Annotated in this window: 13 protein-coding genes; 11 read left to right on the top strand and 2 right to left on the bottom strand. The window is 63.1% G+C overall.

Features of this window, described 5'->3' with window-relative positions; genetic code table 11:
- Positions 1-20: 20 nt before the first annotated feature.
- Positions 21-1508: an ABC transporter permease gene (locus tag L1277_RS11910; protein ID WP_253376637.1), complete on the bottom strand. Its 1488-nt coding sequence runs from the start codon at positions 1506-1508 to the stop codon at positions 21-23.
- A 174-nt stretch (positions 1509-1682) separates the two neighbouring features.
- Between L1277_RS11910 and L1277_RS11905 the strand changes: the two genes are divergently transcribed.
- The 7 genes from L1277_RS11905 (at position 1683) to L1277_RS11875 (ending at position 7809) form a co-directional block, all read left to right on the top strand.
- Complete coding sequence (locus tag L1277_RS11905) at positions 1683-2441, top strand: response regulator transcription factor (protein ID WP_308215099.1); 759 nt, start codon at positions 1683-1685, stop codon at positions 2439-2441.
- 5 nt (positions 2442-2446) lie between these two features.
- Positions 2447-3970, top strand: coding sequence for a cell wall metabolism sensor histidine kinase WalK (locus L1277_RS11900; protein ID WP_253376636.1), 1524 nt, complete (start codon positions 2447-2449; stop codon positions 3968-3970).
- A gap of 48 nt (positions 3971-4018) precedes the next feature.
- Entirely contained in the window at positions 4019-4696 is a 678-nt protein-coding gene (locus tag L1277_RS11895; RefSeq protein ID WP_253376634.1) for an HAD family hydrolase, read from the top strand.
- A gap of 269 nt (positions 4697-4965) precedes the next feature.
- Positions 4966-5481 (top strand): 50S ribosomal protein L10, encoded by a 516-nt coding sequence (gene rplJ, locus L1277_RS11890; RefSeq protein WP_121660462.1) that lies wholly within the window; start codon positions 4966-4968, stop codon positions 5479-5481.
- A gap of 53 nt (positions 5482-5534) precedes the next feature.
- Entirely contained in the window at positions 5535-5918 is a 384-nt protein-coding gene (rplL, locus tag L1277_RS11885) for a 50S ribosomal protein L7/L12 (RefSeq protein WP_253376631.1), read from the top strand.
- A gap of 167 nt (positions 5919-6085) precedes the next feature.
- On the top strand, positions 6086-6580 hold the full coding sequence (locus L1277_RS11880; RefSeq protein ID WP_253376629.1) for a MarR family winged helix-turn-helix transcriptional regulator: 495 nt from the start codon (positions 6086-6088) through the stop codon (positions 6578-6580).
- Positions 6577-7809 (top strand): MFS transporter, encoded by a 1233-nt coding sequence (locus tag L1277_RS11875; RefSeq protein ID WP_253376627.1) that lies wholly within the window; start codon positions 6577-6579, stop codon positions 7807-7809. Before L1277_RS11880 ends, L1277_RS11875 begins: the two co-directional genes overlap by 4 nt.
- Before the next feature lie 28 nt (positions 7810-7837).
- Here L1277_RS11875 and L1277_RS11870 read toward each other — a convergent pair whose 3' ends face one another.
- On the bottom strand, positions 7838-8881 hold the full coding sequence (locus L1277_RS11870; RefSeq protein ID WP_253376625.1) for a LacI family DNA-binding transcriptional regulator: 1044 nt from the start codon (positions 8879-8881) through the stop codon (positions 7838-7840).
- A gap of 321 nt (positions 8882-9202) precedes the next feature.
- Between L1277_RS11870 and L1277_RS11865 the strand changes: the two genes are divergently transcribed.
- From L1277_RS11865 to L1277_RS11850, 4 genes are all read left to right on the top strand, one after another.
- Entirely contained in the window at positions 9203-10552 is a 1350-nt protein-coding gene (locus tag L1277_RS11865) for an ABC transporter substrate-binding protein (RefSeq protein WP_253376624.1), read from the top strand.
- 75 nt (positions 10553-10627) lie between these two features.
- Entirely contained in the window at positions 10628-11599 is a 972-nt protein-coding gene (locus tag L1277_RS11860) for a carbohydrate ABC transporter permease (RefSeq protein WP_253376622.1), read from the top strand.
- On the top strand, positions 11596-12588 hold the full coding sequence (locus L1277_RS11855) for a carbohydrate ABC transporter permease (protein WP_253376619.1): 993 nt from the start codon (positions 11596-11598) through the stop codon (positions 12586-12588). The genes L1277_RS11860 and L1277_RS11855 overlap by 4 nt, the downstream gene beginning before the upstream one ends.
- Before the next feature lie 72 nt (positions 12589-12660).
- The gene (locus L1277_RS11850; RefSeq protein WP_374110230.1) at positions 12661-14550 is read left to right on the top strand and encodes an ABC transporter ATP-binding protein; all 1890 of its coding nucleotides are present in this window, start codon (positions 12661-12663) and stop codon (positions 14548-14550) included.
- Positions 14551-14556 lie beyond the last annotated feature (6 nt).

Raw genomic sequence — 14556 nt, 5'->3', positions numbered from 1 at the left:
CCTTAGGGAGAAGTGGGTGATTAAGAGACGGAGCGGAGTGCTTCGGCCGGGCGGAGTCGAGCCGCACGCCAGCCGCCGAATGCGCCGGCGAGAAGCCCTCCGATTAGGGCGATGCCGGCCGCGATGGCGATGACCGTTGCGGTGATCGGGGCGTTCAGCACGACGTCGGTGGTCTGAGCGACGGCTGCGGCTGCACCACCGAACCCTCCGCCAGGGCCTGCTCCACCGGGACTGCCAACGCCACCGGGGCCGGTCGAGCTTGTCGCCGATGCACCGAGCGTGATGCCGGCCGCATTAATGATGAGGATCGCGCCCAGGCCGACGACCACACCGATGACGCCACCGATCAGTGCCTGCACTGTCGATTCGCCAGCGACCTGGCCGATGATGCGTCGGTTCGACCAGCCGATGGCCTTGAGCGTGCCGAATTCACGGGTGCGGCGGGTCACACCCGAGATGGTGAAGAGAATGGCCAACGCGAACGCGGCCACGAGGACGGCGAGGCTGAGCCAGGTGCCGAGCTGGGAGATCAGCGTCGAGGCGCTGGCGAGGGAACCCGAGACGCTGGATGCGAGGTCCTCCTGGCTGGAAACCGTTGCATCCGGCAGGGCGGCTTCGATGTCCGACTTCACCTGCGCGATGGCGGTCGACGACGCAGCCTGCACCGAGATGGTGGAGACCATGCCCTCGAGTCCGGCTACCGACTGGGCCACTCCGAGCGGGATATATACGTTCGACGCAGTCGTGGCGTCGGCAGACGTCGACGTGACCGTGCCGACGACCTCAAAGTCGGTGCCGCCGATGTTGAGGGTGTCACCGACGGCGAGCTCGGCCGACGTGGCATAGGAGGAGTCGAGAATCGCGACGGTGCTCTCCGCGTCGTCTGCGTCGAGGCCGCGTCCATCGGCGAGGGTGACGCTCGACAGTGGGCCGACACTGTCGCCAGACGGGTCGAGCCCAAGCACGGTGAACGAGTTGACGTCGAATGAGCTGCCCCCGGCGCCATCCGCTCCGCCACTCGCCGGCGCTGCGCCGTCGCCCGGTGCGCCTCCTGATCGCACCTCGGAGAAGTCGGGCAGTTCGCCGTCGAAGGTGGTGTTGGTAAGGGCGAGGGTAGCGGATGCTGCGGCCACGTTGTTGACGGTCAGAACCGAATCGAGAGCTGCCGCGTCGAACGTTTCGGTGCCGCGTTCTGCGGCCAACCGTGACTGGCTTACCGCGGTTGATCCGTCGTCGGTGGTCGTTCCGTCGTCGGCTCCAAAGTCGAACCGGCCGGCACCCCCACCGCCGCCGGGCTCACCGCTCGGGGCCTCTGGTGTCTGGCTCACGGTGATGTCGGTTCCGACGCCGTAGACCGATTCGAGCACAGAGGCTTGGGCGTTCTTCACCCCAGCCGAGAAGGATTGCACCAGAATGACGAGGGCGATGGCGAGTGCCATGCCGATCGCGATGATGACTGTCTGTTTGCGGCGACCGACTAACTCGCGCCGAAGATAGGTTCCGAACATGGTGTCCTTTGCATGACCACGGGTGGCGGCCGGGTGGCCGCAGCAGCTGCAACGGTATGGATGGCATATTTGCCGGGGCTATGGCGAGGCTGGCAGTTACCTATGTACGCATTCCCGCAGGCGGTACCAAGGAGATTCATAGGCTCTTCATAGCCGGGCGCGGATACTGGAACCGTGAGCGCTTTTGTTTCTTCGTCCAGCCCCGCGGCATCCGTCCCCCTGAAACGAGCGGATGGCAACGCCATTCGTGTACTCGTTGTCGACGACGAGCGGAGCCTGACCGACCTGTTGAAGATGGCGCTCAAGTACGAGGGCTGGGAGATCCGGACGGCGGACACCGGGCGGCAGGCGCTTGAGGTCGCTCGTGAGTTTCGCCCGGACGCGATCGTGCTCGACATCATGCTTCCCGACATCGACGGGATGACGGTGCTGTCCAGGCTGCGAGCCGATGGTGATGACGTACCCGTGCTCTTCCTCACCGCGAAGGACGCGCTCGATGACCGCATTGCCGGCCTCACCGCCGGTGGAGACGACTACGTCACCAAGCCGTTCAGCCTCGAGGAGGTGGTTGCGCGCCTGCGTGCGTTGATTCGGCGTTCGACGCTCACCGGAGCATCCGATTCTCCGTTTCTAACGATCGGCGACCTCACGCTCAATGAAGACAGTCACGAGGTGAGTCGAGGCGGGACGCCCATCGAGCTCACCGCAACCGAATATGAACTGCTGCGCTACCTCATGCGCAACCCGCGTCGGGTGCTGTCGAAGGCGCAGATTCTTGACCGGGTCTGGAGCTACGACTTTGAGGGCAAGGCCAGTGTGGTCGAGATTTACATCTCCTACCTGCGCAAGAAGATTGATGCGGGCCGTGCGCCGATGATCCACACCGTGCGCGGGGCCGGTTATCTCCTGAAGTCGGCTGAGGCGATGGTGTGAAGCGGATGTCACGGTGGACGTTGCGCAAGCGACTCGTCGTCGCTGTCGTGACGTTGCTGGCGCTCGCCGCGGTCGTGATCGGTTTCGCCAGCGTGGTGAGCGTTCGATCGGTGCTGCTCGGGCGGGTGGACGCCCAACTGACTGCAGCCACAACACGTTCGTCGGGCGCGGCGGATGAGGGTCCGGGCTACGGCGGGTCTTTTCCGCGGAACGCGCAGCCGCCGGTGCCCGAGTTCGTCGGTGTGCCCGGGCAGGCGGCCGGGACCCTGGGCGCGATTATCAGTGGGGGAGCGGTGCGCTACGCCGGGTACCTCGACGAGGCTGGCGAGCTGCGGCCGCTGACCACGCGCCAGGTGGCCGCCCTGCTCTCGGTGAGCCTCGGCGGGGCCCCCGAGTCGATCGATCTCGGCGGGCAGCTCGGGTCGTACCGGGTGATGGCCGCCAAAGTCGGTGACGGCGCGATGATCGTCGGGGTGCCACTCGCCGACCTCGAGTTCACCCTCGGCCAGCTCATCGCGGTGATCAGCGGAATCGCCCTCGGGGTTCTCCTGCTCGCCGGCGGGGCCTCGTACCTCATCGTCCGGCTCGCGCTCCGGCCGCTCGACCGCGTCGCGCAGACAGCGTCCGACGTGTCGGAGTTGCCGCTCGACCGGGGTGAGGTGGCGCTCGCCGTTCGGGTGCCCGACGACGACGCCGACCCGAACACGGAGGTTGGGCGCGTCGGCGCGTCGATCAACCGCATGCTCGGCCACATTGGCGCTGCACTCTCCGCCCGGCAGGCGTCGGAGAACAAGGTGCGCACCTTTGTCTCCGACGCGAGCCACGAGTTGCGCACTCCGCTCGCCTCGATCCGCGGCTACGCCGAGCTGACCCGGCGCTCCGGCGAGGAGCTGCCCGAGGACGCCACATACGCGCTCGGGCGCATCGAGTCGGAGGCGGTTCGGATGACGGCCATCGTCGAGGACCTCCTGCTGCTCGCCCGGCTGGACGAAGGGCGCGAACTCGCCCAGGACCCGGTTGAGCTCGGCGCGCTCGTGTCGGCGGCGGCGAGCGACGCTCGAGCAGCAGCGCCCGATCACGACTGGCACCTTGAGCTGCCCGCTGACCAGGTCGTGGTGACCGGTGACGCGCAACGCCTCTTCCAGACCGTGGCGAACCTGCTCGGCAACGCCCGCGTGCACACGCCGGCCGGCACCCGGGTCACCGCAGCACTCGATGCGAACGACACGACCGCGCGCATCAGGGTGACCGACGACGGCCCCGGAATCGACCCCGCCGTCATCGGCTCGGTGTTCGAGCGATTCGTGCGCGGCGACGTGTCCAGGCAACGCGCGTCAGGCGGCACGGGCCTGGGGCTCGCCATTGTCGCCGGAGTCATCGACGCGCACGCGGGCACCGTTGCGGTGGAGTCGGCTCCCGGGCGCACCGTGTTCACACTCACCCTGCCCCTCGCCCGCGCGAATCCGGCTATTGGGGTAACAGCCGCACCCGCCGATACCGGGCACACTGCCCCGAGCGCAATGCCCTGACGCCGTTGCGAGCACCGGGCTACAGTGGCTGCCAACCGGAGGAGAACCATGACAGACGCAGCGCCAGCCTCATCGCCCACCGCCATCCTGTTTGACGTCGACGGCACCCTCGTCGACTCCAACTACCTGCACGTTGAAGCATGGGCCCACGCCTTCGCCGACCTGGGCGTCGATGTGCCAGCGTGGCGCATCCACCGGGCGATCGGCCAGGACTCCGCCCGGCTTCTCGATGCACTGCTGGGGGAGAAGGCCGACGAGCTCGGCGACCGCGGCAAGGAGCTGCACTCGCAGTACTATAAGCAGTTGGCGGACCGGCTGAAGCCCCTCGACGGCGCCCGTGAGCTGCTCACCGAACTGCACAAGCGCGACCGCACCATTGTGCTCGCAACGTCGGCGCCCGAAGACGAACTCGACATGCTCACGGCGACTCTCGACGTCGACGATGCCATCCACGCGACCACCAACTCCGATGACGTCGAAACCGCGAAGCCCGACCCGTCGGTCGTCCAGGTGGCGCTCGACAAGGCCGGGGTGTCTGCGCAAGACGCCATCTTCGTCGGTGACTCCGTGTGGGACTGCATCGCCGCGTCCCGCGCCGGCGTCCGCACGGTCGGCGTGCTCTGCGGCGGATTCTCCTCGGCCGAGCTGTTGGCAGCGGGCGCGATCGCGATCTACGACGACCCGGCAGCACTGCTCAGGGAACTGACCCTCAGTCCACTGGCCTGAGCTGTTCGTCGCCGATTTGGCGATGCATGACGGATGCCATAAGCTAGGACAAAACCAAAGACCGCAGGTTTTCGGCGTGCGTGCGTAAGCACACATCCGATCGAAGGTTCTCAGCTGAGACGACCCGCGCAGGTGAACGAAACAACTCCGAGATTCTCTCAGAACTGCTCCGTGCGCTTGCGCCGGAGCTCTTTTTTTGCCGAAAACCAACTGCCCCCTTTGGCTCGCATCGCTGCCGCGATGTGAGGAAGACTAATCAAGGAGTGGCTATGGCGAACAAGGAAGCCTCGGTTGCCGAACTCACGGAGAAATTCCAGAGCTCGACCGCCGTTCTGCTGACCGAGTACCGCGGCCTCACTGTTGCTCAGCTCAAGACGCTGCGCAAGAACATCAGTGCGGACGCAACCTACGCCGTGGTGAAGAACACGCTGACCAAGATCGCCGCGAACAACGCAGGCATTTCGTCGTTTGACGAAGAGCTCGTTGGTCCGTCGGCAATCGCATTCGTGCACGGAGACCCTGTCACCGTTGCAAAGAGCCTGCGCGACTTTTCCAAGGCAAACCCTCTCCTGGTGATCAAGGGCGGTTACTTTGACGGTAACCCTCTGACCGCCGCAGAGGTAGGCAAGCTCGCCGACCTCGAGTCCCGCGAAGTTCTGCTCGGCAAGCTTGCCGGCGCCTTCAAGGCCTCGCTGTTCGGAGCCGCATATCTGTTCAACGCACCGCTGTCGAAGGCCGTTCGCACGGTCGACGCGCTGCGTGAGAAGCAGGAGTCCGCTTCCTAGGTTCAGACCTGGGACAGCGGTGAGTAGACCAAAGAAATCTAAGGGAGAAAATCATGGCAAAGCTGTCAACTGAAGAGCTGCTTGAGCAGTTCAAGGGCCTCACGCTCATCGAGCTCAGCGAGTTCGTCAAGGCATTCGAGGAGACCTTCGAGGTCACCGCGGCTGCACCCGTTGCTGTTGCTGGACCGGCTGCTGCCGGTGCCGCTGCAGAAGAGGTCGAAGAGAAGGACTCCTTCGACGTCGTTCTCGAGTCGGTCGGCGACAAGAAGATCCAGGTCATCAAGGCCGTTCGCGAGCTCACCTCGCTGGGTCTCGGCGAGGCCAAGGCTGTCGTCGATGGCGCTCCGGGCAACGTCCTCGAGGGTGCAAACAAGGAGACCGCCGAGAAGGCAAAGGCCGCTCTCGAAGAGGCTGGCGCAACCGTTACCCTCAAGTAATTTGCGCCCCTCGTGGGCTCTTGCTTGATGTAACGCGCGCTGTCGATTTCGACAGTCTGTTACGCGACAGGCGTCGTTCCCGTAAGGGAGCGGCGCCTGTCGCCGTTAACCGGTGAGGTGGGGACCACATCCAGATAATACATAGCTTGGCTATGTATTATGGAGCTATGACTGAAACGTTAGATATTCAGGCTCCGGATGCCGTGGCATCCGCTCCTCTGCATTCTTTGCTGGGTGACCTGATCACCACAGCACACCGCTTGACCCGGCTGGCCGCGCACGAGACGAACCGGACCGAGTCGCCCGCGACGTGGCGAACCCTCTCCGTACTGCAGGCGCACGGACCGATGCGACTGGGCGAGCTGGCGAGGCAAAGCCGCGTCACGCAACCGACGATGACGAAGATCGTTCGTGGCCTTGACGAACTCAACTGGATCAAGCGCATTGCCGACAGCGACGACGCTCGCGCCTCGCTCATCGCTTCGATGCCACGCGGCGAGGCGGCCCTGGCCGAATGGCGTGAAACGCTCGGCACCGCGCTCGTGCCGTTCTTCGACGGGCTCACCGACGACGAGCAGGACACCCTGCGCCGTGCGGTCGACATCCTCCGCGACCGGGCTGACCTTCGTTCGTCGGCGCCCTCCGCGGGAGCCGCGAAGTGAGCGGGCAGGCACACGGCGGCTTCCGCCAGATCTTCACGCAGCCTAAGGCGGTCTGGGCCGTTGCGTTCGCGAGCGTTATCGCGTTTATGGGAATCGGGCTGGTCGATCCGATCCTGCCGTCGATCGCGGCCGACCTAAACGCGACGCCCACCGAGGCCGAGATGCTCTTCACGAGTTACCTTGTGGTCACGGGCGTCGCGATGTTCTTCACGAGCTGGCTCTCGAGCCGCATCGGTGCAAAGCGCACGCTGCTGATCGGCCTGGTGCTCATCGTTGTGTTCGCTGCTGCCGCCGGGCTGAGCGGCAACGTCGAGTCGGTCATCGGTTTCCGCGCGGGCTGGGGGCTCGGTAACGCACTCTTCATCTCAACGGCGCTGGCCACCATTGTCGGCTCCGCGGCGGGTGGCAGCGCATCGGCGATCATTCTCTACGAGGCCGCTCTTGGACTCGGCATCGCAATCGGTCCGTTGCTCGGCGGGCTGCTCGGCCACATCAGCTGGCGCGGACCGTTCTTCGGAACCGCCGCGCTCATGGCGATCGGGTTCATTGCCATCGTCGTTCTGATGCGCGAAGACCTCGGCACACCCGCCCCGGTGGCCTTATCTGCTCCATTCAAGGCGCTCCGCATCCCCTCACTCGGGGTGCTCGCGGCGGCGGCGCTCTTCTACAACATCGCGTTCTTCGTGTTGCTCGCCTACTCGCCGTTCCCGCTCGGCCTTGAGGCCATGCAGCTGGGCTTGGTCTTCTTTGGCTGGGGAATCGGCCTGGCGGTGACGAGCGTCTTTGTTGCGCCGATTTTGACAGCATGGATGCCACGCACGCGCGTTCTCACGATTGCCTTGGTGGCGCTCGCCCTCGTGCACGTCGGAGCGGCGTTGCTCATTGATTCCACCCCGGGACTCATTTGCATGATTATCGCGGGTGGTCTCGTTCTCGGGGTCATGAACACTGTCCTGACCGAGTGCGTGATGGAGGCGACCGACTTACCGCGGTCCGTTGCATCGTCGGCGTACTCGGCCGTTCGGTTCTTGGGCGGCGCGGTCGCACCAATCGCCGCCACTGAGATCGCATCGCTGATTGCTCCCGCTGCTGCGTATTATGCCGCGGCCGCATCAGCACTCATCGCGTTGCTCATCGTCGTGTTCGGCCGTAAAGCGCTCGCTCGGGTCAACGGTCCCATCGAGTCGGACGTTGAGGAAGCCGAGGCGATCTCCGTCGGAGACGCATAATCCGCGACGGTCGGCAGATGCCGGCGCTCTACCCGGTGGCGACACCGAGCGGAGTGCCGGCATCTGCGTTCTCTGTTGAGGTACTGGCTCGAACGACGAGGCGGGCAGGCACATCGACGACGGCGGGCAGCACCTCCCCACCGGCGATCTGGTCCAATAGTGAAGTGACCGCCTTCCGACCCTGATCCCTCGGCCGTTGCTCAATCGTGGTGAGTGAGAACATTTCCGCATACTCGTGACCGTCGATGCCAATGACTGACACATCACCGGGCACCCGCAGGCCCAATCGTCGGGCCGCGATGATGGTGCCGATGGCGATTTCATCACACGCCGCGAAGATTGCTGTGGGGCGATCGGTCGCATCGCTGAGCACATGCGTTCCAGCGTCATACCCGCCGGGAAGGCTCATCGCCGTCATCTCGGCCCGGCAACTCCGCTCAAGTCCAGCAGCCGCCATGGCGTCGAGATAGCCCGCATACCGTTTGGCCGGCACCGATTCCTCGAGGGCTTCGCTGCCGTCGCCCGCGATGTGAGTGATGCGACGGTGGCCGAGCCCGATCAGGTGCTCGGTCGCACGTCGGGCGGCGGCGCGATCGTCCATGGCGTACGAGGGAATGCCGACGACCGGCCCGCCGATTCCGACGAGCGGCACACCGAGGCGCACGAGTCGTTCGACTTCGGTGGGCGACGGTTCCACCCCGATGAGGACGACACCGTCAAAGCGCTTGCGGGCCAGAAAGAATTCAAACACCCTCTGGCGGTCGGTTGTACCGGGATGCAGGTTGTAGAGGGTCATGTCGTAACCGCGGTCGAGCAGGGTCTGTTCGATTCCCTCGAGTACCTCGCCGAAGAACCAGCGATTGATGAACGGCATCACGACACCGATGTTCTTCGTTTGACCGGTGACCAGGCTTGCTGCGTTGGGGGATGCGACGTAGCCGATCTCTTCTGCGGCGGCGATAACGCGAAGACGTGTGGCCTCCGCGACGTAGCCGTTACCCGACAGTGCGCGTGATGCGGTTGCTTTGGAAACACCAGCGCGCGCGGCGACGTCGGCGATCGCGCTGGACATGGAGCCTCCCGTTGCCCCGAACTTTCGGGGACCACCCTCGTTGGTGGATGCAGTCCGTCACACAGTAGCGGATCCAAGAAACGGATGGAACCGGTCTCACATTCACCGCCATCCGCTCCTGCTCGCACGTCACTTGATTCCCGCGATATGCCGCGTGAGAGCGCGGTCAGGCGCGAGATTTCGTTATCTCCTCGTGCTTGTGTAACTTCTCGGGGTGCCGTAGCTTGTGCATGGAACCGGTTCCCGATCGGGCGCCGGTTTGCACCTGCAGTGCTGAGGCGATCATCTCGCCTCGCGAACACACTCAATGAGGAGACACAGATGAGCTTCAAGACCCATCGCCGAGTGCTCGTGCCGCTGGCAGCGGCAGGCATTATTGGCCTGGCACTCACCGGCTGTACCGGTGACGTCGCCGCTGGCGACAAAGAAAACACCGATTGTTCTGACTACGAGGCGTACGGTACTTTCGACGACAACCCGGAAGTCAACATTGCTGGCACAATCCAGGACGTCGAAGCGGACCGTCTGATCGAGTCGTGGAAAGACTTCCAGACGTGCACGGGAATCGAGGTCAAGTACCAGGGTTCGAAGGAGTTTGAGGCTCAGATCGCCGTGCTTGCGGAGGCGGGCAACGCGCCTGACATCGGCATCGTTCCCCAGCCGGGACTTCTGGCGCGACTAGCCGAGGGCGGCTGGCTTAAGCCTGCTCCCGAAGCGGTTGAAGCCAACACTGACGAGTTCTGGGGCGAGGACTGGAAGCAGTACGGAACCTACGACGGGACGTTCTATTCAGCTCCTCTGATGGCGAGCGTGAAGGGCTACGTTTGGTACTCGCCGGCGGAGTTCAAGGACAAGGGCTATGAAGTGCCCACGACCATCGACGAGCTGATGACGCTGAGCGAGAAGATCGCGGCGGATGGCGACCACAAGCCGTGGTGCGCGGGGCTCGGCTCCGGTGACGCGACCGGATGGCCGGGAACAGACTGGATCGAAGACTTCGTCCTCCGCCAGGCTGGTCCGGACGTGTACGACCAGTGGGTGACTCACGAGATTCCGTTCAACGACCCGCAGATTGTGGAAGCGTTTGACGCGGCCGGCGAGATTTTGAAGAGCCCGGACATGGTGAACGGTGGACTCGGTGACGTCTCCAGCGTGATTTCGACTGAGTTCGGCGACGCAGGTCTTCCGATTCTTGACGGAACGTGCTCGCTCCACCACCAGGCTTCCTTCTACGAAGGATTCTGGCCGGAAGGAACCGAGGTTGCACCGGACGGTGACATCTACGCTTTCCTCATGCCGTCGGTTGAAGCTGGCGGCGAGACGGCAGTCACGGGTGGCGGCGAGTTCCCCGTCGCCTTCACCGAGGGCGAAGAGATCGACGCCGTTCGTGCGTACCTTTCGAGCGACACCTGGGCGAACAACCGGGTCAAGCTCGGCGGTGTCATCAGCGCAAACAAGGGCCTCGACCCCGAGAACGCGTCAAGTGACGTCCTCAAGGACAGCATCGAGATTCTTCAGGGTGAAGACACGGTCTTCCGTTTCGACGGTTCGGACCTGATGCCCGCCGCCGTCGGAGCTGACTCCTTCTTCAAGGGAATCGTCGCCTGGGTCTCAGGAGACGACACCCAGAAGACGGTGGATGCCATCGAATCCAGCTGGCCGAAGAGCTAGCTGACATCCTCTCAAGGGCGGGGTCGCCGTAGGCGGCTCCGCCCTTGATCTCCCATCCCCGAAAGGCGTAGTTCAATGACGACCGCTGACCTCATCGGCAAAATCATTCAGGTGGTGGGTGGCCTTGCGATCTTCGCGGCCATCGTCGGCCTGCTCTTCTTCTTCCTCGATAAGGCGCCCAAGCGCGGAAAAGACTGGATTCAGCTCCTCGTCTTCCTCGCACCGGCGTTCATTCTCGTGTTTCTCGGCCTGATCTACCCGGCGGTTCGCACAAGCCTTCTTGCGTTTACAAACAACAAGGGTGACTTCAACGGGCTGGACAATTTCATCTGGATGTTCACCCAGCCCGCTATCCTCAACACTCTCCTTAACACGGTCATCTGGGTGTTGCTCGTTCCAACGATTTCGACTGCGGTTGGCCTCGCGTATGCAGTCTTCATTGACAAGTCCAAGGGCGAAAAGATCTACAAAGCCTTGGTCTTCATGCCGATGGCAATTTCGATGGTTGGCGCTGGCATCATCTGGAAGTTCGTTTATGACTATCGCCAGGCTGGGAGCGAGCAGATCGGCCTGTTGAACCAAATTGTCGTATGGTTCGGGGGCGAGCCGGTCCAGTGGCTTCAGTCATCTCCAATCAACACTTTCCTGCTGATTGTCGTCATGATCTGGATTCAAACCGGTTTTGCCATGGTTGTGCTGTCGGCTGCGATCAAGGCTGTGCCAACGGAGCAACTGGAGGCAGCCGAAATTGACGGCACGAACGCGTGGGAACGCTTCACCAACGTCACGCTTCCCGGAATTCGCGGATCTCTTGTCGTCGTGATCACCACAATCTCCATCGCAACCCTCAAGGTGTTCGACATTGTGCGCACCATGACAGCGGGTAACTTCGACACCAGCGTGATCGCCAATGAGATGTACACACAGGCATTCCGTGCCGCCGAACCAGGTCGCGGTTCCGCACTCGCCCTTGTCTTGTTTGTTCTCGTTCTGCCGATTGTCATCTACAACATCCGGCTCATGCAGAAGCAGAGGGAAATCCGATGAGCACCACACCGATTGTTCCCACCACCACGGATACCCAAACCGGCGACCAGCTCTCCAAGGGTGGCGACATTGAAGTCGGCACCAAGTCGAGGCGGGTCAAACGTCGGCTGACATCGCGAGGAGCGACGTTCGCAGCGTTGATCATTGCGGTCATCTGGACGATTCCGACGTTCGGTCTCTTCATTTCGTCATTCCGGCCGGCCGAGCTGATTCAGTCGACCGGTTGGTGGACGATTTTCCAGAACCCGGGATTCACGCTCGACAATTATCAGGAAGTCCTGCTCTCGAGTTCACAGTCATCGCCGCAACTCGGCTCCTACTTTGTGAACTCGTTGGCGATCGCCATCCCTGGGACGGTTTTCCCGTTGATCCTCGGTGCGATGGCCGCGTACGCGTTCGCGTGGATGAAGTTCAAAGGCTCCAACTGGCTCTTCATCCTGATCTTCGCGCTCCAGATCGTGCCCCTCCAGATGGCTCTTTTGCCCGTCCTGCAGATGTTTACGACGTTCCTTCGCCCGCTGCAGAACACCTTGCACGACGTTATTCCGATGATCCCCGAGCAGAACTATCTCCCCGTCTGGATCGCTCACACGATGTTCGGTCTTCCGCTGATCATCTTCCTGCTGCACAACTTCATCTCTGAGATTCCGGGCGAGGTCATCGAAGCGGCTCGCGTTGATGGCGCAAGCCCGGGCCAGATCTTCTTCCGAATCGTGCTCCCGCTGGCTCTCCCAGCGATTGCGTCGGTGGCGATCTTCCAGTTCTTGTGGGTGTGGAACGACCTACTTGTGGCGTTGATCTTCTCCGGCGGCACTCAAGACGTCGCACCATTGACACAACGGTTGGCTGAGCTGACCGGTACTCGAGGGCAAGACTGGCAACGGCTCACCGCCGCGGCGTTCGTCTCGCTCATCGTTCCGCTCATCGTGTTCTTCAGCCTGCAGCGGTACTTCGTGCGGGGCCTCCTGGCCGGTGCCACGAAGGGATAGGAACACCACGCGCATTCTCTCATCATCCTGGGCCCGGCATTTGCCGACAGATGCCGGGCTTAGGGTGAATCCATGAGTATGCACGGAGGCGGTCGCGGAGGCGGTCCAGGCGGCGGACGCCGAGGCGGCGGAGACGAGGAGGCGCAGCGGGCGGTTAACGCGGCTGCGCCGAAAATTCCCAATCTCTTCCGCCGTGTAGTGGCGCTCTTCCAGCCGCACAAGTCAAAAATCGCTCTCACCGTAATCCTCGTGCTCATCGGGGCAGCGCTGAGCGTCATACCACCGCTACTCGTGGAACAGGCTTTTGACGTTGGGCTCTTCCCGCGCGATGGCGGCGGACCTAACCTGCCCGCATTGACACGCATTGTCGTGGTCATGATCGGAATCTTCGTGGTCGCCACCGGTCTGGGAGTGTGGCAGACCTGGTTGACCGCCACCGTCGGAAACACGGTCATGGGTGAACTGCGGGTTGGTCTCTTCCGCAAACTCCAGGCGATGGAACTCAGCTTCTTCACCCGCACCAAGACCGGCGTCATCCAGTCGCGCCTTCAGAACGACGTCGGCGGTGTGGCCGGCGCTCTGAGCAATACGATTTCCAGTGTGCTCGGTAACACGGTGACCGTGCTTGCCGCGTTTGTCGCCATGCTGCTCATCAACTGGCAGCTGACGATTGTGGCGCTGATTCTCATGCCGATCCTCGTCATTGCACAGCGTCGGGTAGGACAGGTACGCGCGCGCATCGCCACAAAGACACAGGAGTCGCTGTCCGACATGACGGCTATCACGCAGGAGACGCTCAGCGTCTCGGGCGTCCTGCTGTCAAAGAGCTTCAACCAGCAGCCTGCCGAGATTCAGCGATACAGCGGCGCCAACGAAGAACAGGTCGACCTGCAGGTGAAGCAGACCATGAGCGGTCAGTGGTTCTTCGCAATGGTCAACATCTTCCTGTCATCCATCCCCGCCATCGTGTACCTCGTCGCCGGTTTCCTTGTGACCGGCGGGGCTACCGACATCACAGCTGGAGCGATCGTCGCATTCACCACCGTGCAGTCGCGCCTGCTCTTCCCCCTGATGGCGCTGATGCGCGTGGGACTCGACCTGCAGACCTCGGGTGCACTGTTTGCTCGCATCTTCGAGTACCTCGACCTGACCCCGTCGATCTCGAATCGGCCCGGGGCCGTTCCGGTCGCTCGCGACAACCCTCGTCTCGGCAGCGTCGAGTTCGAGGGCGTCACTTTCCGGTACCCCGATGCCACCCCCGATTCACGCCCCACGCTCGACAACGTCTCCTTCAGCATCCTGCCCGGTGAGTTTGCCGCCTTTGTGGGCCCCAGCGGTGCCGGCAAGACCACCGTCTCCTACCTCGTCCCCCGGTTCTATGACGCGACGGGGGGTCGCGTGCTCTTCGCTGGCACCGACGTGCGTGACCTCGACGCCGAATCGCTTGTCTCCAACATCGGCATCGTGAGCCAGGAGACCTATCTCTTCCACGCGACGATTGCCGAAAATCTTCGATATGCGAAACCGGATGCCACGGACCTCGAACTCGAAACAGCGGCGCGTGCCGCAAATATCCATGACACGATCGCCTCATTCGAGGACGGGTACAACACGGTGGTGGGTGAGCGCGGCTATCGCCTCTCCGGCGGTGAGAAGCAGCGAATCGCGATTGCGCGGGTGATGCTGAAAGACCCCGCCGTGTTGGTGTTGGATGAGGCTACAAGTGCCCTCGATACGATCTCCGAGCGAGTCGTCCAGCGTGCGTTGGAGGCAGCATCCGCTGGACGTACGACGATCGCGATCGCGCACCGGCTCTCGACGATCGTCAAGGCCGACGTGATCTTCGTGATCGAAGCAGGCCGAGTTGCCGAGAAGGGCACCCACGCCGAACTGTTGGCCCGCGACGGCATTTATGCGCGGATGTTTGAGGAGCAGCTCGGGAGTCGCCCGCTCGTCGATTGAGTTCGT

Origin of the sequence: Okibacterium sp. HSC-33S16 (assembly GCF_024171565.1) — a bacterium.
Lineage (GTDB): Bacteria > Actinomycetota > Actinomycetes > Actinomycetales > Microbacteriaceae > Mycetocola_A.
This window is presented reverse-complemented; position numbering and strand designations above follow the sequence as displayed.